We start from the raw sequence: 20,837 nt of genomic DNA, 5'->3' as shown, positions 1-20,837 counted from the left end.
CCCGACGTGCGCCGGAATGCTGCGCTGCTCGGTGAGCGACCTCGGAAAATCGCTGCATGCCATGCTGGGAGGCGGCCCAAACGCCATCCTGTCCCAGCGGCCGAAATGTTGCGCAGGCAGGCCGATCCGAAGATCTACCCATATCAGGGGCTCGGCTGGGCCGAGGAGGAAACCGTAAGCCGCAAGGTCGTTGGCCACACCGGCAGCGACAACGGTGCCTCCAACATCGTCGCCCTGTCGGAAGACAACAAGCCGCGTGGCGGCTCTTCTCATGAACAACATGGCACCCCGGAGAGCGGCGCTTTTCGCGCTTCGGTCATCGATGATCTACTTGCCGGCGCCAAGCTTTCGAGGTGAGGTGAGGCTACGTGAGTTCGGCAAGGACTGCATCAATGCTACCTAAGCGTAGCACCTTATCAAGAAGCTGATCGCCAAGAGCTCTGCGGCAACTGTTGTGAGGACTATCCGAGCCCTATTTGAATCCTGTCGGGCTCCAATAGACGATTTGCCCATATTCGAACACGCGTCTCCGGAGTGGGCACTGCCATGCTCAGGATTTCCGGCATGTTGGCGTCAAAAACGATTACCACGCCGCTATTGGTGTTCAACACCCCATCGTGGATCGGCTTTTCCAACCTTCCGAGATCATCAGCCCATCCCAAGAAGACTACCGTATCCCCATCCTGCGAATTGAGGCAGGACATGTTGATGCAATCTCGCGAGGCACGGACTGTTCTAGGCTCTCCCCCTATGGGCACCTCGACCTTCCTTGAGCCGGCTATGTAGAAGCTTGCGTATTCCGGCGCGATGCGCCGATCCAAGACGGTCATTTCTCGCTCCTGTATCTCAGCCCATTGACCAGTCCACCCTGCGTGTTGCTGCAGCTCCAGCAGTGAGGATAAATTCGGATTGGAATTCCCATCGAACGAGGCCATTGATGGTCCCCGATGAAATTCTGGCTATACGTGCCTGGAATCTTGACCCCGCATCGATGGCATCCCCACGCGCGCCCAATTCTATTGACTTCGTTTTGCTCGCTTCTCGTCAATCTACGATTCGTCGCAGGTGCAGCAATCCACTCACGTGCATATGGTCCGGGGCCTACAATCGTACCTCGAAGTTCGAACACCCGGAAGCGGGCCTGCAAGGCAATTGCCATGTTTGCCGCGATCTGACCTTCAACCGTCTCATAAAGTTGGGGTGTGGGCTTCCATCGCGAATCCACCTTTCGGACGTCCCGAAGGGCGGCTCTCATTTCAGCAAAACTGGTGGCTAGACGAACTTCCTGAGCCGGAGTGGGATTGAGCCACCGGTTGCCCACACGGATCGGTCCTGAGGATCCGCTTGTTCGCCGACTGACTCGAACGACCCCACCGTCAGTCCACTGCCCGCCCTCGGGATTGCCTGCCGGGACACGCGGTTGATCCGGACGAAATCCAGCCTTCAAAATCAAATGCAGCCGAAGGAACAGCGTTTCAGTGCGCAGCAAATGAATTCCTCTGACTAACGTCCCCAAATCCCTTTCAACATCCGACATCCAAACAGTCTCCTATATCGCGATGCACGATATAGGAAAATAGTCCTACTTTCAAGATGAAGCTCTCTCCCCCCAAAAACCCCAACCCTTTTCTAAGGTTTTGTGACATAAAATCACCAAATGTGATGCGTTGGTCGCCCCAGGTTGTGGCAAAGCAATCGCGGGTGGACTTCACGGGGACAGGCTAATCATGGCTGGACGCTATTTCGGCACCGACGGCATTCGCGGACGGGCCAACAAATTTCCGATGACGGCAGAGATCGCGATGAAGGTCGGCATGGCCGCCGGCCTGTCGTTCCAGCGCGGCAACCACCGCCATCGCGTGGTGCTGGGCAAGGACACGCGGCTGTCGGGCTACATGATCGAGAACGCGCTGGTCGCCGGGCTTTGCGCCGCCGGCATGGACGTGTTCCTGCTCGGCCCGATCCCGACGCCGGCTGTCGCCATGCTGGTGCGCTCGCTGCGCGCCGACATCGGCGTGATGATCTCAGCCTCGCACAATCCCTATTACGACAACGGCATCAAGCTGTTCGGCCCCGACAGCTACAAGCTGTCTGACGAGATCGAGGAACGCATCGAGGCGATGCTCGACCAGGACGTCGAGGCGCTGCTGGCAGATTCCGACGGCCTCGGCCGGGCCAAGCGCGTCGACGGCGTGCATGACCGCTACATCGAATTCGCCAAGCGCACCCTGCCCCGCTCGATGTCGCTGTCGGGCCTGCGCATCGTCGTCGACTGCGCCAACGGCGCGGCCTACAAGGTGGCGCCGGCAGCACTGTGGGAACTCGGCGCGGAAGTGATCGCCATCAATGTCGAGCCCAACGGCTTCAACATCAACCAGGAGTGCGGCTCGACCCATCCGGCCGGCCTGCAGAAGAAGATCCACGAGGTGCGCGCCGACATTGGCATCGCGCTCGACGGCGACGCCGACCGCGTTGTCATCGTCGACGAGAACGGCACCATCGTCGACGGCGACCAGATCATGGCGCTGATCGCGCAATCCTGGCAGCAGAGCGGCCGCCTTGCCGGCGGCGGCGTGGTCGCGACCGTGATGTCGAACCTCGGGCTCGAGCGCTATCTCGGCGACCTCAACCTCGAACTGCACCGCACCAAGGTCGGCGACCGCTATGTCGTCGAGCACATGCGCGCGCACGGCCTCAACATCGGCGGCGAACAGTCCGGCCACATCGTGCTGTCGGATTTCTCGACCACCGGCGACGGGCTTGTGGCAGCCCTCCAAGTGCTGGCCTGCATCAAGCGCTCCAACAAGCCGATGAGCGAGTTGAGCCGCACCTTCGAGCCGGTGCCGCAGCTGCTCAAGAACGTGCGCTTCTCCGGCGGCAAGCCGCTCGAAGAGGCACTCGTCAAGGCGGCGATCGAGGACGGCCGCAGCCGGCTCGGCAAGACCGGCCGCCTGGTGATCCGCCCTTCGGGCACCGAACCGCTGATCCGCGTCATGGCCGAGGGCGACGACCCGCAGCTGGTCGAAACCGTAGTCAACGACATCGTCGGCGTCATTTCAGAGAGCCGCTCGGCCGCCTGATCCTTTCAAGAACTTAGCCGATCAAGCAAAGCCCGCCTCGCGCGGGCTTTTTTGCTTGCAGCAGAAGCCGCTCGCACAGTCCAGCAACCATGAAGCGCAAGAAAACGTGGTTAATCGTCAGGGTTAAGCAGCCCTTAACCTATACCAAGCATTATCCATGGCGGTTAGTCATGGTCGGGCGCGTAGCGGGTCCGCAGGTATGGGGTTTTTATCATGCGCAATTTTGGAAAGAAGGCGTTCGCCGCCGCGCTGCTTGCCAGCGTCACTGCCCCGGCATTCGCCGCGGACATGCCCGAGCCGATCATCGAGGTAGAACAGCCATCTTACGGCGGCTGGTACCTGCGTGGCCACATCGGCATGAGCAACCAGCGTATCAAGCGGCTGGAGTCGGAGCTGTTCGCATTCCCGGATGCTCATGGCTGGTACGACGAGGGCAGCTTCGGCTCCGCCCCGACATTCGGTGCCGGCGTCGGCTACCAGTTCAACGATTTCCTCCGCGGCGACCTGACGGTCGAATACCGCGGCAATTCCGAGTTCAACGCCCTGGACTGGCAGGATAATGGCGGTGTCATCACCACCAATGACTACCGCGGCAAGAAGTCGGAGTGGCTGTTCCTGGCCAACGCCTATGCAGACCTCGGCGACTTCTACGGCGTAACGCCCTATCTCGGCGCCGGTATCGGCGCATCGCGGAACACGATCTCCAGTTTCCGCGACATCAACATCATCAACAATGGCGGCGCCTATGCCGACGACAAGTCGCGCTGGGATCTCGCCTGGGCACTGCACGCCGGTGTCGGCATCAAAGCGACCGAGCGCATGACTATCGACCTCGGCTACAGCTTCCTCTCGCTTGGCGATGGCCAGACAGGGGAACTCAAGAACGACGATCCGGCCGAGCCGTTCCCGCCAGCCGGAAACAGCGGCATCCGCTTCAAGGACATCACCTCGCACGACTTCAAGCTTGGCGTCCGCTATTCGTTGAACTGATCGCCCTGGCGTCATCGCGACGCATGGAGCGCCAATCTGCAAAACCGCCCGGTAAGCCGGGCGGTTTTTCGTTGTTCGGTTGCCGATGGAGCCACCCGCTAACCAACTGTTATCCTTAACCGCGACTTAACCTCTATGGTTAACAATGACTCGAACGGCTGCTGGATTCTCGGGCAACACCCTGGCGCCATTTCGGGAGAATGCGATCATGACATTGAAGTCTCGCATAGCGCTGGCGCTGACGGCGACCATGCTGTGGCCGCTGGCGGCAAGCGCTGCCGACTACGATCCGCCTGTCGTCATCGAAGAGGCACCGGAATATGTCCCCGTCGAGGTCGGCTCGGGCTGGTACCTACGCGGCGATCTCGGCTACAATTTCAGCGACACGCCCTACCAGTTCACGCTGCTGGGCGAAGAAACGCGCAACATCCACGTCAACGGCAGCATCGGCGCCGGCTACCACTTCAACGACTTCCTGCGCGGCGAACTGAATTTCGGCTTCGTTTCCTATGACAAGCTCGACGTCGCCAGCGGTGGCAGCCAGGTCAATTTCGAGAACAACGTCTGGAACGGCATGGCCAATGTCTATGCCGACCTTGGCACCATCGCCGGCTTCACGCCCTATGTCGGCGCCGGCGTCGGCCTGATCTATTCGAGCACCACGCTCGACTACAGCGTCTTGCCCGGGCCGGTCACCTTCAACCTCGACGACACCCAGTACAAGGTCGCCTATTCGGTCGGCGCCGGCATCAACTACCAGGTGGCGCAGAACACCTCGGTCGACGTCGGCTACCAGTACCTCACCGCTCCCGACCTCGAATATGTCGACATCGACACGCTGACGGTCAAGAAGGGCGTAGACTACCATCAGGTCAAGGTCGGCCTGCGCTACGATCTCTGGTAGCCGGCCTTTTCGACCAAGCCATTCAAAAGGCGGCGGGTTTTGGCCCGCCGCCTTTGCACTTGGAAAACTGTTCCAGATGCGACGCGCAATTTCCTCTTGACGCCGGAGGCCGAGCCTAATATCGCCGTCCGTGGGCCACCCCTCCCCAACGAGGGGCCAACTATCTGGAAGGATAGAACCACGATGACGATCGTCGCCAAGCCCGGACTCCGTCCGGCAAACCCCAATTTCTCCTCAGGTCCCTGCGCAAAACGTCCCGGCTGGTCGCTCCAGGCCCTCGCCGACGCACCGCTCGGCCGTTCGCACCGCGCCAAGATCGGCAAGACCAAGCTCGAACAGGCGATCGAGCTGACGCGCGAAATCCTCAAGGTTCCCGCCGGCTATCGCATCGGCATCGTTCCAGCCTCCGACACGGGCGCTGTCGAGATGGCGCTGTGGTCGCTGCTCGGCGAGCGCGGCGTCGACATGGTCGCCTGGGAGTCGTTCGGCGCCGGCTGGATCACCGACGTGGTCAAGCAGTTGAAGCTTGAGGACGTGCGCAAGTTCGAGGCGCCCTACGGCGAGCTGCCGGACCTGACCAAGGTCGATTTCGACCGCGACGTGGTCTTCACCTGGAACGGCACGACCTCGGGCGTGCGCGTCGCCAACGGCGACTTCATCCCGGCCGACCGCAAGGGACTGACCATCTGCGACGCGACCTCGGCGGCCTTTGCCCAGCGCCTCGACTACGCCAAGCTCGATGTCGTCACCTTCTCCTGGCAGAAGGTGCTCGGTGGCGAAGGCGCGCATGGCATGCTGATCCTCAGCCCCCGCGCCGTCGAGCGGCTCGAAACCTACAAGCCGGCCTGGCCGCTGCCCAAGATTTTCCGCATGACCTCGGGTGGCAAGCTGATCGAAGGCATCTTCAAGGGCGAGACCATCAACACACCGTCGATGCTGTGCGTCGAGGACTATGTCGATGCGCTGAACTGGGCCGAGTCGGTCGGTGGGCTTGACGGGCTCGTCGCCCGCGCTGACGCCAATTTCGCCGCCATCGACGCCTTCGTGAACGAAGCCGGCTGGCTCGGCCATCTCGCCGTCGTGCCGGAAACGCGCTCGAACACCTCGGTCTGCTTGTCTATCGTCGATCCTGAGGTGGCAAACCTCGACAAGGACGGCCAGGCGGCATTCGCCAAGGGCATGGTCTCGGCGCTCGAAAAGGAAGGCGTCGCCTTCGACATCGGCGCCTATCGCGACGCCCCTCCCGGCCTGCGCATCTGGGCCGGCGCCACCGTCGAGACATCGGATCTTGTGGCGCTGATGCCGTGGCTCGACTGGGCCTTCGCCAATCAGAAGGCCGCACTCAAGGCCGCGGCCTGACGGTCTTACCCTCCCCCTCGTGGGGAGGGTCGATCCGCAAGCGGATCGGGGTGGGGGTGCATCCATTAGACTTTGCTCCCATCCCTGCGTTCACCCATTTGCCCCCAACCCGGTCGCTGCGCGACCGACCTCCCCACAAGGGGGAGGTAGGCCAATCGCAAGAGGATTTGCCCATGCCCCGCGTTCTCGTTTCCGACAAACTCTCCCCCACCGCCGTCCAGATCTTCAGGGATCGTGGCGTCGAGGTCGACTATCTTCCCGATCTCGGCAAGGACAAGGAAAAGCTGCTCGAAGTCATCGGCCAGTATGACGGCCTTGCCATCCGCTCGGCGACCAAGGTCACCGAAAAGCTGATCGCGGCCGCGACCAATCTCAAGGTCATCGGCCGCGCCGGCATCGGCGTCGACAATGTCGACATTCCCGCCGCCTCGCGGCGCGGCATCATCGTCATGAACACGCCCTTCGGCAATTCGATCACCACCGCCGAGCACGCCATCGCGCTGATGTTCGCGGTTGCGCGCCAGATCCCCGAAGCCAGCGTGTCGACGCATGCCGGTAAGTGGGAAAAGAACCGCTTCATGGGCGTCGAGATCACCGGCAAGTCGCTCGGCCTGATCGGTTGCGGCAATATCGGCTCGATCGTCGCCACCCGCGCCGTTGGTCTCAAGATGCATGTCGTCGCCTTCGACCCGTTCCTCTCCGAGCATCGCGCCGAGGAACTGGGCGTCGAGAAGGTCGAGCTCGACGAGTTGCTTGCCCGCGCCGACTTCATCACCCTGCACACGCCGCTGACCGACAAGACGCGCAACATCATCAATGCCGATTCCATCGCCAGGATGAAGACCGGCGTGCGCATCATCAACTGCGCCCGCGGCGGCCTGATTGTCGAGAAGGACCTGATCGCCGGGCTGAAGAGCGGCAAGGTGGCGGGTGCCGGCATCGACGTGTTCGAGGTCGAGCCGGCCGAGCACAACGAGCTGTTCGGCATGGACAACGTGGTCTGCACGCCACATCTCGGCGCCTCGACATCGGAAGCGCAGGAGAACGTGGCACTGCAAGTCGCCGAGCAGATGGCCGATTATCTGGTCAAGGGTGCGGTCACCAACGCCATCAACATGCCCTCGATCACGGCGGAAGAAGCCCCACGGCTGAAGCCCTTCGTCAAGCTCGCCGAAGTTCTGGGCGCCTTTGTCGGCCAGGTGACGGAAGACCCGATCACCGAGGTCGAGATCCTGTTCGACGGCCAGACCGCGCAGATGAACACCAAGGCGCTGATCAGCGCTGCCCTTGCCGGCCTGATCCGCCCGCAGCTCTCCGACGTCAACATGGTATCGGCGCCGATCATGGTGAAGGAGCGCGGCATCATCGTCGCCGAGGTCAAGCGCGACAAGTCGGGCGTCTTCGACGGCTACATCAAGCTGACGGTCAAGACCGAGCACATGACCCGTTCGATCGCCGGCACCTGCTTCTCCGACGGCAAGCCGCGCTTCATCCAGATCAAGGGCATCAATCTCGATGCCGAGGTCGGCCAGCACATGCTCTACACCACCAATGCCGATGCGCCCGGCATCATCGGCCTGCTCGGCACCGTCTGCGGCGAGAACGGCGTCAACATCGCCAACTTCCAGCTTGGCCGCGACCGCCCGGGCGGCGACGCCATCGCGCTGCTCTATCTCGATGCGCCCTTCCCCGAGGACGTGCTTGCCAAGGTGCGCGACCACAAGTCGATCGACTCGGCCAAGCGCCTGCAGTTCGACGTCAACGGCTTCTGATCGACCGGCTGGACGGCATTGCCTCCCAAGGCTGAAGAGGGCGCGGCTTGGTCCGCGCCTTTTTCTTTCAGGAACCGCGATCGACGGCGCTGCGAGCCATCAGCTCCTCGGCGCTCGCCATCTTGCGTCCGCTGTGCTCAGCCAGCCAGATGCCGCCGAACACCAGGGCGATGGCCAGCGCATGGTAGAGCTGGAAATCCTCGCCGAGGATCAGGACCGAAAGCAGCGTCCCGAAGATAGGGACCATATTGATGAACAAGCCGGCCCGATTGGCGCCGATGAGTTCGACACCGCGGATGTAGAACATCTGCGCCATGATCGACGGGAATACCACGACATAGGCGGTCAGCGCCCAGCCATAGAGATCGGGCGCAATCACCCGATCGGTGGCGATCTCCCACGCCGTGAACGGGATCGAGGTGACGAAGGCCGACGCCGCCAGCATGATCATCAGGCTTTGCCAGTGGATGTCGGGCTTGAAGCGAAGCGCCACCGTATAGGCGCTGTAGACGAGCACAGCGACCAGCATCAGGGCGTCGCCGAAATTCAGGTCCAGCACCACCAGGTTCGAGAGGTTGCCATGGCTCGCCGTCAGCGCGACGCCAAGCAGCGAAAGCAGGAAGCCGAGGATCTGGCCGGGGGCGACGCGCATCCGGAACAGCAGGAAGTTGGCGGCGAAGATCAGCATCGGCATGCCCGCCTGCTCGATGCTGGTGTTGATTGCGGTGGTGAAATTCAGCGCGGTGTAGAGCGCCGCGTTGAACACGGTGAAGCCGAGCGCGCCCAGGCTGGCGAGCACCCAGATATGCTTGCGAACCACGGGCCAGTCGGCACGCAGCCGCGGCCAGCCGATGGCGACGAGCAGGGCGGCAGCGAAGGCCCAGCGCATGGTGGTGAACAGCATCGGCGAGACGTGGCCGACCGCGAGCTTGCCCGCCACCGAGTTGCCGCCCCAGAACAGGGTTGTCAGCAACAGCAGGACATAGGCATTTCGGAACATCCGGACGAACTTTCGCGGGCGACAGGCTATGCCCCGGGCCTAAGTGGCCGATCCCGGCAAGTAAATGCCTCCAAAGGCAGAATTTGTTGTGCCTGAGGCGGCAAAGAAAGGTCGCGCTTGCAATTGCTTGGCGTTATAGAGGCCTGTCATTTTGCACTGTTCGCGGCCCGGCCCGCGATGTCGGAAGGAAAATATCATGGCCAATGTGGTGGTCGTCGGTTCCCAGTGGGGCGACGAAGGCAAGGGCAAGATCGTGGACTGGCTGTCCGAGCGCGCCGATGTGGTGGTGCGGTTCCAGGGCGGGCATAACGCCGGTCACACGCTGGTGGTCGACGGCGTGGTCTACAAGCTTTCGCTCCTGCCCTCCGGCGTCGTCCGCGAGGGCAAGCTGTCGATCATCGGCAACGGCGTGGTCTTCGATCCGCACGCCTTCGTCGCGGAATTGGAGAAGATCCGCGCCCAGGGCGTCGAGATCGGCCCCGACCGCCTGAAAATAGCCGAAAACACTGCGCTTATCCTGTCCTTGCATCGCGAATTGGACGGCTTCCGCGAGGACGCCGCCTCCAATTCGGGCACGAAGATTGGCACGACCCGTCGCGGCATCGGCCCCGCCTACGAGGACAAGGTGGGACGCCGTGCTGTCAGGGTGATGGACTTGGCGGATTTGGACACACTGCCCCACAAGGTCGACAGGTTGCTCACGCACCACAATGCGCTGCGCCGCGGCCTCGGCCATGCGGAAGTGACGCATGACGCCATCATGGCCGAGCTGACCTCGATCGCCGACCAGATCCTGCCTTACATGGACCGCGTCTGGAAGGTACTCGACGACAAGCGCCGTGCCGGCGAACGCATCCTGTTCGAGGGCGCGCAGGGTACCCTGCTCGACATCGACCACGGCACCTATCCGTTCGTCACCTCGTCGAACACGGTTGCCGGCCAGGCAGCCGCCGGATCGGGCGTCGGACCGGGCGCGATCAACTATGTCCTCGGCATCACCAAGGCCTATACGACGCGCGTCGGCGAAGGCCCGTTCCCGACCGAGCAACAGAACGAGATCGGCGAATTCCTCGGCACCCGTGGCCACGAGTTCGGCGTGGTGACGGGGCGTAAGCGCCGCTGCGGCTGGTTCGACGCCGTACTCGTGCGCCAGGCGGTTGCCGTCAACGGCATCAAGGGCATCGCGCTGACCAAGCTCGACGTGCTCGACGGCCTCGACGAGATCAAGGTCTGCACCGGCTACATGCTCGACGGCGAGCTGATCGACTACCTGCCCGCGAGCCAGGGCGCGCAGGCACGCGTCGAGCCGGTCTACGAGACGCTCGAAGGCTGGAAGGGTACCACCGCAGGCGCCCGCAGCTGGAACGCCCTGCCGGCCCAGGCGGTGAAGTATGTGCGTTATATCGAAGAGCTGATCGGCGCACCCGTGGCGATGCTTTCCACCAGCCCGGAGCGGGAGGACACGATACTTGTGACCGACCCGTTTGAAGACTAGTTTTGGCAGCTTTCCGGCGGCGCCAGCTGCCGGACGCGGCGCGGCCCAGAAGAAAAGATAGGTCGACGAGAGAATGGCAGACTTCGTAGCGGTCCTGAAGAAGACGCTGGATGGCATGGGCGACACCACGCCGGCAATGCGCGCGCGGGTATATGACAAGGCCCGCAGCACGATCGCTGCCAAGCTTGCCGCCCTCGACCCGCAGCCGCCTGCCGCCGTCGCCGAACGGCAGACGAAGTCGCTCGAGGACGCCATCGCCACCGTCGAGGCGTCGTTCACCGCAAAGCCGGTCGAAGACGACCCGCTGGCCGAGCTCGAAAACGTCTTTACTTCTATCGCCCGCAACAAGGACCAGCCGGCCTACAGCCGGCCCGCGCCCGAGCCGGAGATTCGGCGCCCTGCGACTCCCGTTGCGCCCGTGCCGCCGTCGCCCGCAGCCGTCCCTGCGCCGACCTATGCACCGCAGGCACGTGAGCCACTGCCCGACTTCTCGGCCAGCCACGATTTCGGCAACGGGGCGCCAGAAGCGGAGGGCGACAACCGTTTCGGCGATGAGGCGCCTGAGGACGTCGATCCATTCCAGAACACCCGGCAAAGACCACGCAAGCGCGTCAGCGGCGGCCTGATTGCCGCTGCACTTGCAGTCGTGGTGATTGGCGGTGGCGGCTATGCACTGTGGTCGAACGGCGACGCGTTCGTCGGCTCCAGCGACGACAAGCCGGCGGCGACCGCGCCCGCGAAGGAAGCGGCGACACCCCCGCCAGCCAATGGCGGCCAGAACGCCCAGGCCCCGGCCGGTGGCGAACCGGGCAAGTTCACCCAGCGCATGACGGCGGACGGCAACGAAGTCGACCCGGGTCCGGCAAGCGGCAGCAACGGCGTCGGCGAAGGCACCTCCGTCGCCGCGTTGACCCAACAGCCGCCAGCAGCACCGGCGACCCCGCCCGAACCGGACCAGCCCGCGCCAGAGACACCGGCGACGCCGCCCGCCCAGGGCACGGCTCCGACGCCGCCTGCGACGAGCGAAAACGCACCCATCGCCGTCGGACAGAAGGCGATCTTCTACGAGGAACGTACCAACGTAGCGCAGGGGTCGGCCGAGCCCGGTGCAGTCGTCTGGACCGTTGTGCAGGAATCTCCCGGCGGCGACCTGCCGCCCGAACCGGCGATCCGCGCCGAGGCGACGATCCCGGGCAAGGATATTCAGCTGCGCATGACCATCCGCCGCAACGCCGACAAGACGCTGCCGGCGAGCCATATCCTCGAAATGATCTTCCTGACGCCTGACGGCTTCGAAGGCGGCGGCATCGAGAATATCCTGCGTGTGGCGATGAAGAGTTCCGAACAGGACGCCGGCAACTCCTTGCTCGGCATTCCGGCCAAGATTGCCGACGGCTTCTTCCTCGTCGCGCTCAACGACACCAAGGCCGAAGTCGACGCCAACCTGAACCTTCTGCGTCGCCAGAGCTGGATCGACGTGCCCGTCGTCTACAAGTCCGGTCGCCGCGCCTTGTTCACGCTGGAAAAGGGCATCCCCGGCGACAAGGTGTTCGAAGACGCGATGAAGGCCTGGCAGGCCAAGGCTGCGGGATAAGGCCGGCGCACCGTAGCGTGCGCATAATTCTGACGCGGGCCGTCCCGCGTCAGAAGCCCTGGAACAGCATATCGAGGGCGTCGGTAATTTTGTCGTGTTGTTTCGATAGATTATCGACTGCCGCAGGCAACTCGGAAGCCATCACGGCCGATATGAATTGCGTCACCATGACGTAGTCCTTGCCGCCAATCGCGAATATCGGATTCAATCTGTGCGCCGGCTTGGGCGCCATGTTCGGCGGCAAGATTGGAACCACCACGCGGGTGTTTAAGTGCCGGAGTAGATCGGCCTGAACATCGAGAAAATAAGCGTCGGCGTCTGCATTACGATACAGATCGAAGCGCGCCATCAGAACATCCGGTACTTGGCTAACGGCAATCCGTTACGTTCCACATACTCGTTCGAGCTTTCGATGGCTTCCCTGTTTTCCTCCAGCCACTGGCGCGATTTCTCCTCGGAAATCGCTTTCGCCAGTCCAGCTTCGGCGGCTTGGGACATATTGATACCAAGCGCCTTGGCCTCCTCGACCAGTCTAGAATCGAGGGACACATTCGTTGGTTTGCGCGTAGGTTTGGCTGCCTTTTGAAGCATGAGACTCTCCGTCGGTCATGCACATACAATATGCGCATGACCGACGGAGAGCAAGAATCGGACTAACCTTCGAGTTCCTCGCGCAGCATCTCCAGCTCCAGCCATTCTTCCTCAAGCCCTGTCAGCGTCACCCGTTCCTTGTCGAGGGCGGCGATGGTCTTCTGGAAGCCATGGGGATCGCGCTCGTAGAAGGCCGGATCGGCAATCTGGTTTTCCAGCCGCGAGATCGAAGCGGTCACCGCTTCCATCTTCTTGGGCAGGCTTTCGAGAGCGAATTTCTGCTTGAAGGACAGCTTCTTGGCCGCAGCCTTGGGTGCGTCGGGTTCGCTGCGCGACGCGCTCGACGTCTCGGCATTCGCCTTGCGCGACTTGCGGTCGTCGAGCCTAGTGCCGCCGCGCTGGGCCAGCATGTCGGAATAGCCGCCGGCATATTCGACCCATTTGCCATCGTTGTCGGGTGCAATGATGCTGGTTACCGTGCGGTCGAGGAAGTCACGGTCGTGGCTGACCAGGATGACGGTGCCGGCGAAACCGGCGACCAGTTCCTGCAGCAGTTCCAGCGTCTCCATGTCGAGATCGTTGGTCGGTTCGTCGAGCACCAGCAAATTGGCCGGGCGCGCCAGAACGCGTGCCAGGATCAGCCGAGCGCGCTCGCCGCCCGAGAGTTCACGCACCGGCGTGCGTGCCTGCTCGGGCTTGAACAGGAAGTCCTTCATGTAGGACACGACGTGGCGCTGCTCGCCATTGATGACGAGGTTCTCGCCGCGACCGTCGGTCAGGTAACTGGTCAGGGTTTCGTTCGGGTCGACCGCCTCGCGCTTCTGGTCGAGCGTGGCGATCTCCAGGTTGACGCCGAGCCGCACGTTGCCCGCATCGGGCTCCATCTCGCCGGTCAGCATCTTGAGCAGCGTCGTCTTGCCGGCACCGTTGGGACCGACGAGGCCGATGCGGTCACCACGCTGGATGCGGGTCGAGAAGCCCTTCACCACCGTCAGGTCGCCGAAGCTCTTTTCGATGTTCTTGGCCTCGATGACCAGCTTGCCGGATTCTGCGGCATCGCTGGCGACCATCGTCGCCACCCCTTCGGCTCCGCGATGGCCACGGAATTTCTGGCGCATTGTCTGCAGTTCGCCCAAGCGGCGCATGTTGCGCTTGCGCCGCGCCGTCACGCCGTAGCGCAGCCAATGCTCTTCGCGCACGATCTGGCGGCCGAGCTTGTGCTGGTCGCGCTCCTCTTCCTCGAGGATCTGGTCGCGCCATTCCTCGAAGTGGGCAAAGCCACGGTCGAGCCGGCGCGTCTGGCCGCGGTCGAGCCAGACGGTGTTGCGGCTGACGCGTTCGAGGAAGCGGCGATCATGCGAAATCAGGATCAGCGCCGAGGAGGTCCGGATAAGCTCCTCTTCCAGCCACTCGATGACGGAGAGGTCGAGATGGTTGGTCGGCTCGTCGAGCAAAAGGATGTCCGGCTCGGGCGCCATGACGCGGGCAAGTGCGGCACGGCGTGCCTCGCCGCCGGACAGGTCGCCGGGCCGCTCCTCGCCGGTGAGGCCGAGGTGATCGAGCAGGTAGGTGGCGCGATGCGCGTCGTCGGCCGGCCCGAGGCCAGACTCGACATAGGCGCGTACGCTGGCAAAGCCGTCCATGTCGGGCGCCTGCGGCAGATAGCGGATCGTCGCCGAGGGCTGGCGGAAGACCTCGCCGTCCGTGGGCTCCACCATGCCGGCAGCGATCTTGAGCAGCGTCGACTTGCCGGAACCGTTGCGGCCGACAAGCGCGATCTTGTCGCCGGTCGAGGCCGACAGGGCCGCGCCGTCGAGCAGCGGCACGCCGCCAAAGGTCAGGCGAATGCCATCGAGATTGAGAAGCGGAGGGGCCATGTTTCAGAAATCCGAGGCAGGAAAGGGATGGGCAAGGAGCAGCGCACGGCCACTGCCTAGCGAGACGCGCAAACTGCCGCGCACTTCGTTGGAAAGCGTCAGCGACGAGCCGAAAGGCACCTGGACGCTGTCGAGCGGCCATTTGGCACCCTCTTCGGTCAGGCCGGAAAGCTTGGAGAAGGCGAGCACCGAAAACAGCGTGCCGTCTTCATAGTCGAAGTCGGAAGTGCCGGGCAAAAGCGGATGTGCCTCCTGGCGGCCGCTGGTCAACAGAACCTCCGTGCCTGCTTCGGCAAGGCGCAGCGCCAGCGCGAGATGAAGAAAGGCGTGGTCGGCACGAGCTCCGCCAAAGGCACCGACCAGCACCAGCGAGGTTGCTCCGCGGGCGAGCGCAGCCGCGATCGCCAGTTCGCCGTCGGTCTTGTCCTTGTCGGCGGGAAATATCTCGCGCGGCACGGACGCGAAGCTCGGGTCGATCTCGGCGGGCGCCGAGTCAAAGTCTCCGAGCCAGAGTTCCGGCAGCAGACCGAGCGTTGCGGCATGACGGATACCGGAATCGGCCGCGATGACGCGGCTGCCCGCGACCTGACGGTCGAGGCGCGGCGTGCGGAAGAGCTCGCCGCCGAGAAGTAGGGTGAACCGGGTCATGGCAAGCGCATTACCAGCCCGGCAGCCGAAACGGAAGGCCGCGAGGCGGCGCGTGGCCGGCAAACTACTGCTTGCGCGGCCTTCCGCGCGGCTCTATTTGTGGGACCGCTCTAACGGGGTGCCTGTCACGCGCAAGCGGGCAGGCTGAGAGGCATGGAGAGTTCCGGCCAACCCGCTGAACCTGATCCGGTTTGTACCGGCGGAGGGATTAGATGCTTCGGACGCCCGGCGCTTCAAATTCCCTTTCAACACCAATGAAGGAGGCGCCGATGCGCTCGCCCGTTCTGTCCCTGACTTCCGCCCTGGCGCTCGCCGCTATTGCCTTCCCGGCCGCAGCCGAAGGCAAGCTCACCGTCTACACCTACGAAAGCTTTACCGCCGAGTGGGGCCCCGGCCCGCAGGTCAAGAAGGCGTTCGAGGCCGAATGCACCTGCGAGGTCGATTTCGTTTCGGTGGCCGACGGCGTTGCCCTGCTCAACCGCGTCAAGCTCGAGGGTGCGGCCACCAAGGCCGACATCGTGCTCGGCCTCGACACCAATTTGACCGCCGAGGCCAAGGCGACCGGTCTGTTTGCGCCGCACGGTTCGGTGGGCGAAAACGTCAAGGTGCCGGGCGACTGGAAGGACGATACCTTTGTGCCTTACGACTACAGCTATTTCGCCGTCGTCTACGACACCGAAAAGCTGAAGACCCCGCCGAAGAGCCTCAAGGAGCTGGTCGAAGGCGACCCTGAGCAGAAGATCGCCATCCAGGACCCCCGCACCTCGACGCCCGGCCTCGGCCTGCTCTTGTGGGTCAAGTCGGTCTATGGCGACAAGGCACCGGAAGCCTGGGCCAAGCTCAAGGGCCGCGTGCTGACGGTCACGCCGGGTTGGAGCGAGGCCTATGGCCTGTTCACCAAGGGCGAAGCGCCGATGGTGCTGTCCTACACCACCTCGCCCGCCTACCATATGGTCGCGGACAAATCCGAGCGCTACCAGGCCGCGTCCTTCGAAGAAGGCCACTATCTGCAGATCGAGGTTGCCGGCATCACCACGACGGGCGCCAAGAACCCGCTGGCCGAGAAGTTCATGGCCTTCATGACCGGTCCCGGCTTCCAGGACGTCATCCCCGAGACCAACTGGATGCTGCCCGCTGGCAAGACCGACAAGCCGCTCAACCCGGCCTTCGACAAGCTTGTGAAGCCGGCCAAGACGCTGATCTTCAGCGCCGACGAAGTCGCCGCCAACCGCAAGGCCTGGGTCGACGAGTGGCTTGGCGTGATGAGCAAGTAAGCACGAAAAGCTCCAGCGTGAACGCCCTGCGTCGCCCCCTTCTGTCCTGCCGGACATCTCCCCCACAAGGGGGGAGATTGGCAGTGGCTTGGCCCCCGCCAAGCTGGGATTGCAAAGTAGGAGCGGACGCAGCGACGCAGATGATCTCCCCCCTTGTGGGGGAGATGTCCAGCAGGACAGAGGGGGGCGACGTAGAGCAGAACGTGGCCGTTCGACACCTGCCCCGCTCCAACTGCTTCTAGGTCGGCATGGGCATTCGCACCTCCGACCCCCGCATAGCCACAGGCATCGTCGCGCTGACGGCCATCGGCATCCTGATCGGCGGCGCGTTTGCCGGGCTTGGCATCGAGGCCGCGCGTAACCCGCAAGGAGCCGCAGCGGCTTTCGACGGTTATCTCTTCCGCGTCGCGCGCTTCACGCTGTGGCAGGCGCTCCTGTCGACGCTGCTATCGGTGGTGCCGGCGATCTTCGTCGCCCGCGCCCTGTCGCGGCACCCGCAGTTCCCCGGCCGCGGGCTGATCCTGCGCCTGTTTGCCGTTCCTCTCGCCTTGCCGGCAATCGTCGCAGCCCTCGGTATCCTCTCGCTCTATGGCCGCGCCGGCTATTTCGCTGAACCGCTGACGGCGCTGACCGGTGGCACATGGCCCGGCATCTACGGCCTGTCCGGCATTCTGGTCGCCCATGTCTTCTTCAACCTGCCGCTGGCGACGCGGCTGATGCTCGAGGCGCTGCAGACCGTGCCGACCGACCAGTGGCGACTGGCGAGCCAACTGGGCATGGGCGCGCGGGCGAGCTTCCGGTTCATTGAATGGCCGGCAATGCGCGCAGCCCTGCCCGGCATCGCCGGACTGGTGTTCATGCTCTGCATCACCTCCTTCACCATCGTCCTGACGCTTGGCGGCGGCCCGGCTGCAACGACGCTGGAAGTGGCGATCTACCAGGCGCTGCGCTTCGATTTCGACCCTGCCCGGGCGGTCGCCCTCACCGTGCTGCAAATCGCACTGACTGCCGTCGTGGTCCTGGCGCTGATGCGGCTCGGCGCCAACACGACAGGCGACGCCAACCTGCCAGTGGCACGACGTAGCTTCATCCAGGCGAAGGCCGGCGAGACCGCATTCAACGTCGCAGCCATCCTTCTTGCCCTCGTCTTCGTCGGTGGGCCGATGCTGGCGACCGTCGCCTCCGGGCTCAAGGCTGATCTCGGCCGGCTTGCCGGTGAGGCTTCCGTCCAGCGCGCGACGCTGACCAGCATCGTGCTGGCCACAATATCGGCGACGCTCGCGGCAATGATCGCGCTGGCGCTGGTCATGGCGCGCCGAGCGCTGGCCGGCAGCCGGCAGGGTGACAAAAAAACACTCCTCGAACGGTTCACCGACACCGGCGCCGGCTTCGTGCTGGTGGTGCCGCCGATCGTCATCGGCGCCGGCTGGTTCGTGCTGGTGCGGCAGTCGGTCGACGTGTTTGCGCTGGCGCCAGTCATGGTGGTCACCGTCAATGCCGTCATGGCGATGCCCTTTGCGGTTCGCGCCATTCGGCCCGCTTACGATGCGGGGAGCGAGCGCCACGAGCGGCTTTGTGCCCAGCTTGGCATTTCCGGCTGGAGCCGGTTGCGGCTGATCGACTGGCCGGTACTCAGGCGCCCGCTGGCCACCGCCTTCGCCTTTGCCATGGCGCTGTCACTTGGCGACCTTGGTGTCATCGCCCTCTTCGGCAGCGACGCCGTGCAGACGCTGCCCTATCTACTGCTCGCCCGCATGGGCAGCTATCGCACCGACGACGCGGCGGGCCTGGCACTGATGCTCGGACTGTTGTGCCTGGCTTTGATGATGTTGGCCGACCGCCTCGGCAAGGAGACTTCCAGATGACCGCGACCAGTGCGGCCGTGCGCTTCGACCAGGTGGTGTTCAGCTATGCCGACACCATGGTGCGTTTCGACGTGACTTTCGCGCCCGGCGAGATCACCGCCATCATGGGACCGAGCGGGGCCGGCAAGTCGACCCTGCTCAATCTCGTTGCCGGCTTCGAGACGCCCCGCGAAGGCCGCGTGCTGATCGGCGAAACGGATGTGACCTCGGCGCCTCCTGCCGACCGGCCGGTGTCGATGGTGTTTCAGGAAAACAACCTCTTCGCCCATCTCGATGTCGCCAGCAATGTCGGGCTCGGGCGCTCGCCAGCCTTGCGCCTGGGCGCGACGGACAAGCAGGATGTAGCCAGCGCCCTTGCGCGCGTCGGGCTGGCTGGCATGGAGCACCGCCTGCCGCGCGAACTCTCTGGCGGCGAGCGCCAGCGTGTGGCCTTGGCACGCGTTCTTGTGCGCGACCGCCCGATTCTCCTGCTGGATGAACCCTTTGCCTCGCTTGGACCAGCCTTGCGCGACGACATGCTGAACCTTTTGGCAAGCGTCCAAGCAGAACGCAGCATGACCGTGCTTTTCGTGACACACCAACCCGAAGATGCGCGAAAACTCGCCGAAAACATGGTTTTCGTCGAGGCTGGGCGGGTTGCCGCAGCAGGAAAGACTGCGGATTTCTTTACAAGTTCTGGACCTGAAGCCTTCAGACACTATATCGGCAATGAACGGCAGTGACACGATCACGCCAAGTTGCCCGGAAGCGGACATAATTTACAGCCAAATCGCCATGTTCGCAGCGGCGGCCTTATTGTGTCGGCAAGGCGAGTGTGGCTACGTCCACACCATGCGGGCCTGCTTCGCCCGCATGTGTTGAATTTGAAAGGACGAGCTCTGCCCATCTGCCGCGACGGACTGACCAGGACGATAACGACACGCTGCGCGCGACTTGCCGTCGCCGTGGCGCTGTCGGCGCTTGTCGCCGGTTGCCAGGTGCTCAACTCGTCGGACGTTCGCGAATCCGGATTCCAGCCGTCCAACAATCCGGTGACGGTCGACAACGTCTCGCGCAACGACAAGCTGGCCGAGATCGCTAAGGCCCAGCACCCGCGCATCCTGGCCACTTATGGCGGCGAATACTCCGACCCCAAGCTGGAGCGCATGGTCGCCAAGGTCGTCGGCAGCCTGACCACGGTTTCGGGCAACCCGAACCAGACTTATCGCATCACCATCCTCAACTCGCCGAACGTCAACGCCTTCGCGCTGCCGGGCGGCTATCTCTACGTGACCCGCGGACTTCTCGCGCTGGCCAACGATTCGGCCGAACTGGCCGCCGTCATCTCGCACGAGATGGGCCACGTCACCGCCAACCACGGTATCCAACGCCAGCAGAAGGAAGCCGAGGAAGTGCTGGCGACCAAGGTCGTCACCGACGTGCTGGGTGAAAGCCCGACAGCCAAGGCAGCACTGATCCGTGGCAAGCTGAGGCTTGCCCAGTTCTCGCGCAACCAGGAGCTCGAGGCCGACGGCATCGGCATCAAGATGAGCGGCCAGTCCGGCTACGATCCGTTCGCCGCGGGTCGCTTCCTGCAGTCGATGGCCGCCTATAGCGACCTGCGCGCCGTCAGCGGCGCAACCGACGCCAGCCTCGACTTCCTGGCCAGCCATCCCAATGCGCCACAGCGCATCGACCTGGCCCAGCGCCATGCCCGCCAGTTCGGCGCTCCGGGCATCGGCAAGCGCGACCGCGATTCCTTCCTCGCCGGCATCGACGGGCTGCTGTTCGGCGACACGCCCGACGAGGGCTATGTACGTGGAACTACCTTCCTGCATCCCAAGCTCGGCATCTCGTTCTCGGTGCCGCAGGGCTTCATCATCGACAACACCGCCGCTGCCGTCACCGCGACGGGGCCGGGCAACATGGCCATCCGCTTCGACGGCGTGACCATCGACAGCAAGCTGTTGCTGCCCGACTACGTCAAGAGCGGCTGGGTCGCCGGGCTCGATCCGGCAAGCGTCCGCTCGGAAACGATCAACGGCAACGAGGCGGCGTTTGCCCGCGCCAGCGCCGAAGGCTGGCAATTCGACATCATGGTGATCCGCGCCGGCGCACAGGTCTACCGCCTGCTGACGGCGGCTCCGACCGCCAGTCCCAATCTCGACGCGGTCGCCCGCTCGGTGAGTTCCAGCTTCCAGGTCATGACGGCTGCGGAAAAGGCTGCGCTCAAGCCGCTGCGCATCCGCGTCGTCACCGTGCAGCCGGGCCAGAACATGGGGTCGCTCGCCGCCAGCATGGTCGGCGTCGACCGCAAGCTCGATCTGTTTCGGGTGTTGAACGCGCTCGCCCCCGGAGCCACCGTTTCGGCCGGCGACAAGGTCAAGGTCGTCACCGACAGGTAGTCAG

The 20,837-nt window shown here is 63.8% G+C and carries 18 protein-coding genes and 1 riboswitch; of the genes, 12 read left to right on the top strand and 6 right to left on the bottom strand.

All coding sequences use genetic code 11. From position 1 onward, the window contains the following. Nucleotides 1-105: 105 nt before the first annotated feature. Entirely contained in the window at nt 106-357 is a 252-nt protein-coding gene (locus tag CO731_RS06785; RefSeq protein WP_108606513.1) for a hypothetical protein, read from the top strand. A gap of 104 nt (nt 358-461) precedes the next feature. On the opposite strand, the gene CO731_RS06780 is transcribed toward CO731_RS06785, so the two are convergent. Then, nucleotides 462-935, bottom strand: a complete 474-nt coding sequence (locus CO731_RS06780) for a hypothetical protein (RefSeq protein WP_108606512.1) — start codon at nt 933-935, stop codon at nt 462-464. Nucleotides 936-1,727: 792 nt separating this feature from the next. On the opposite strand from CO731_RS06780, the gene glmM reads away from it, so the two are divergent. The 5 genes from glmM (at nt 1,728) to serA (ending at nt 8,105) form a co-directional block, all read left to right on the top strand. Then, nucleotides 1,728-3,080, top strand: coding sequence for a phosphoglucosamine mutase (gene glmM, locus CO731_RS06775; RefSeq protein ID WP_108606511.1), 1,353 nt, complete (start codon nt 1,728-1,730; stop codon nt 3,078-3,080). 213 nt (nt 3,081-3,293) lie between these two features. Then, nucleotides 3,294-4,070, top strand: a complete 777-nt coding sequence (locus tag CO731_RS06770; RefSeq protein WP_108606510.1) for an outer membrane beta-barrel protein — start codon at nt 3,294-3,296, stop codon at nt 4,068-4,070. 208 nt (nt 4,071-4,278) lie between these two features. Further along, nucleotides 4,279-4,974 carry an outer membrane protein gene (locus tag CO731_RS06765; protein ID WP_108606509.1) on the top strand — a complete coding sequence of 232 codons (696 nt, stop codon included), beginning with the start codon at nt 4,279-4,281 and terminating at the stop codon, nt 4,972-4,974. Between the two features lie 183 nt (nt 4,975-5,157). Continuing rightward, nucleotides 5,158-6,333, top strand: a complete 1,176-nt coding sequence (locus tag CO731_RS06760; RefSeq protein ID WP_108606508.1) for a phosphoserine transaminase — start codon at nt 5,158-5,160, stop codon at nt 6,331-6,333. Nucleotides 6,334-6,506: 173 nt separating this feature from the next. Further along, on the top strand, nt 6,507-8,105 hold the full coding sequence (gene serA, locus CO731_RS06755; RefSeq protein WP_108606507.1) for a phosphoglycerate dehydrogenase: 1,599 nt from the start codon (nt 6,507-6,509) through the stop codon (nt 8,103-8,105). 67 nt (nt 8,106-8,172) lie between these two features. Here the strand turns inward: serA and CO731_RS06750 are convergent, their stop codons facing one another. Beyond that, nucleotides 8,173-9,105: a DMT family transporter gene (locus tag CO731_RS06750; RefSeq protein WP_108606506.1), complete on the bottom strand. Its 933-nt coding sequence runs from the start codon at nt 9,103-9,105 to the stop codon at nt 8,173-8,175. Nucleotides 9,106-9,301: 196 nt separating this feature from the next. On the opposite strand from CO731_RS06750, the gene CO731_RS06745 reads away from it, so the two are divergent. Together CO731_RS06745 and CO731_RS06740 are read left to right on the top strand one after the other, a co-directional pair. Next, the gene (locus CO731_RS06745) at nt 9,302-10,600 is read left to right on the top strand and encodes an adenylosuccinate synthase (RefSeq protein ID WP_108606505.1); all 1,299 of its coding nucleotides are present in this window, start codon (nt 9,302-9,304) and stop codon (nt 10,598-10,600) included. A 73-nt stretch (nt 10,601-10,673) separates the two neighbouring features. Next, nucleotides 10,674-12,194: a hypothetical protein gene (locus CO731_RS06740; protein WP_108606504.1), complete on the top strand. Its 1,521-nt coding sequence runs from the start codon at nt 10,674-10,676 to the stop codon at nt 12,192-12,194. Nucleotides 12,195-12,243: 49 nt separating this feature from the next. Here CO731_RS06740 and CO731_RS06735 read toward each other — a convergent pair whose 3' ends face one another. The 4 genes from CO731_RS06735 to CO731_RS06720 all read right to left on the bottom strand — a co-directional run bounded on the left by CO731_RS06735 (nt 12,244) and on the right by CO731_RS06720 (nt 15,310). Further along, nucleotides 12,244-12,543 (bottom strand): CcdB family protein, encoded by a 300-nt coding sequence (locus CO731_RS06735; protein ID WP_108606503.1) that lies wholly within the window; start codon nt 12,541-12,543, stop codon nt 12,244-12,246. Further along, entirely contained in the window at nt 12,543-12,785 is a 243-nt protein-coding gene (locus tag CO731_RS06730; protein ID WP_108606502.1) for a type II toxin-antitoxin system CcdA family antitoxin, read from the bottom strand. The genes CO731_RS06735 and CO731_RS06730 overlap by 1 nt, the downstream gene beginning before the upstream one ends. Nucleotides 12,786-12,847: 62 nt before the next feature. Then, on the bottom strand, nt 12,848-14,662 hold the full coding sequence (locus tag CO731_RS06725; RefSeq protein WP_108606501.1) for an ABC-F family ATP-binding cassette domain-containing protein: 1,815 nt from the start codon (nt 14,660-14,662) through the stop codon (nt 12,848-12,850). Between the two features lie 3 nt (nt 14,663-14,665). Next, nucleotides 14,666-15,310 carry a thiamine diphosphokinase gene (locus CO731_RS06720; RefSeq protein ID WP_108606500.1) on the bottom strand — a complete coding sequence of 215 codons (645 nt, stop codon included), beginning with the start codon at nt 15,308-15,310 and terminating at the stop codon, nt 14,666-14,668. 104 nt (nt 15,311-15,414) lie between these two features. Next, a riboswitch (TPP riboswitch) is annotated at nt 15,415-15,535 on the top strand. A 44-nt stretch (nt 15,536-15,579) separates the two neighbouring features. Between CO731_RS06720 and thiB the strand changes: the two genes are divergently transcribed. The 4 genes from thiB to CO731_RS06700 all read left to right on the top strand — a co-directional run bounded on the left by thiB (nt 15,580) and on the right by CO731_RS06700 (nt 20,833). Further along, the gene (thiB, locus tag CO731_RS06715) at nt 15,580-16,584 is read left to right on the top strand and encodes a thiamine ABC transporter substrate binding subunit (RefSeq protein ID WP_108609672.1); all 1,005 of its coding nucleotides are present in this window, start codon (nt 15,580-15,582) and stop codon (nt 16,582-16,584) included. A gap of 248 nt (nt 16,585-16,832) precedes the next feature. Next, nucleotides 16,833-18,449 (top strand): thiamine/thiamine pyrophosphate ABC transporter permease, encoded by a 1,617-nt coding sequence (gene thiP, locus CO731_RS06710; protein WP_108606499.1) that lies wholly within the window; start codon nt 16,833-16,835, stop codon nt 18,447-18,449. Further along, nucleotides 18,446-19,171 (top strand): thiamine ABC transporter ATP-binding protein, encoded by a 726-nt coding sequence (gene thiQ / locus CO731_RS06705; RefSeq protein WP_108606498.1) that lies wholly within the window; start codon nt 18,446-18,448, stop codon nt 19,169-19,171. The genes thiP and thiQ overlap by 4 nt, the downstream gene beginning before the upstream one ends. A gap of 222 nt (nt 19,172-19,393) precedes the next feature. Further along, the gene (locus CO731_RS06700) at nt 19,394-20,833 is read left to right on the top strand and encodes a M48 family metalloprotease (protein ID WP_108606497.1); all 1,440 of its coding nucleotides are present in this window, start codon (nt 19,394-19,396) and stop codon (nt 20,831-20,833) included. Nucleotides 20,834-20,837 lie beyond the last annotated feature (4 nt).

It is taken from the genome of Aminobacter sp. MSH1 (assembly GCF_003071665.1).
Classification (GTDB): domain Bacteria; phylum Pseudomonadota; class Alphaproteobacteria; order Rhizobiales; family Rhizobiaceae; genus Aminobacter; species Aminobacter niigataensis.
This window is presented reverse-complemented; position numbering and strand designations above follow the sequence as displayed.

Bases quoted from the DNA above. Each gene is read 5' to 3' on its own strand.
- CO731_RS06785 (WP_108606513.1), top strand. From the start codon at position 106: ATGTTGCGCAGGCAGGCCGATCCGAAGATCTACCCATATCAGGGGCTC.
- CO731_RS06780 (WP_108606512.1), bottom strand. From the start codon at position 935: ATGGCCTCGTTCGATGGGAATTCCAATCCGAATTTATCCTCACTGCTG.
- glmM (WP_108606511.1), top strand. From the start codon at position 1,728: ATGGCTGGACGCTATTTCGGCACCGACGGCATTCGCGGACGGGCCAAC.
- CO731_RS06770 (WP_108606510.1), top strand. From the start codon at position 3,294: ATGCGCAATTTTGGAAAGAAGGCGTTCGCCGCCGCGCTGCTTGCCAGC.
- CO731_RS06765 (WP_108606509.1), top strand. From the start codon at position 4,279: ATGACATTGAAGTCTCGCATAGCGCTGGCGCTGACGGCGACCATGCTG.
- CO731_RS06760 (WP_108606508.1), top strand. From the start codon at position 5,158: ATGACGATCGTCGCCAAGCCCGGACTCCGTCCGGCAAACCCCAATTTC.
- serA (WP_108606507.1), top strand. From the start codon at position 6,507: ATGCCCCGCGTTCTCGTTTCCGACAAACTCTCCCCCACCGCCGTCCAG.
- CO731_RS06750 (WP_108606506.1), bottom strand. From the start codon at position 9,105: ATGTTCCGAAATGCCTATGTCCTGCTGTTGCTGACAACCCTGTTCTGG.
- CO731_RS06745 (WP_108606505.1), top strand. From the start codon at position 9,302: ATGGCCAATGTGGTGGTCGTCGGTTCCCAGTGGGGCGACGAAGGCAAG.
- CO731_RS06740 (WP_108606504.1), top strand. From the start codon at position 10,674: ATGGCAGACTTCGTAGCGGTCCTGAAGAAGACGCTGGATGGCATGGGC.
- CO731_RS06735 (WP_108606503.1), bottom strand. From the start codon at position 12,543: ATGGCGCGCTTCGATCTGTATCGTAATGCAGACGCCGACGCTTATTTT.
- CO731_RS06730 (WP_108606502.1), bottom strand. From the start codon at position 12,785: ATGCTTCAAAAGGCAGCCAAACCTACGCGCAAACCAACGAATGTGTCC.
- CO731_RS06725 (WP_108606501.1), bottom strand. From the start codon at position 14,662: ATGGCCCCTCCGCTTCTCAATCTCGATGGCATTCGCCTGACCTTTGGC.
- CO731_RS06720 (WP_108606500.1), bottom strand. From the start codon at position 15,310: ATGACCCGGTTCACCCTACTTCTCGGCGGCGAGCTCTTCCGCACGCCG.
- thiB (WP_108609672.1), top strand. From the start codon at position 15,580: ATGCGCTCGCCCGTTCTGTCCCTGACTTCCGCCCTGGCGCTCGCCGCT.
- thiP (WP_108606499.1), top strand. From the start codon at position 16,833: ATGGGCATTCGCACCTCCGACCCCCGCATAGCCACAGGCATCGTCGCG.
- thiQ (WP_108606498.1), top strand. From the start codon at position 18,446: ATGACCGCGACCAGTGCGGCCGTGCGCTTCGACCAGGTGGTGTTCAGC.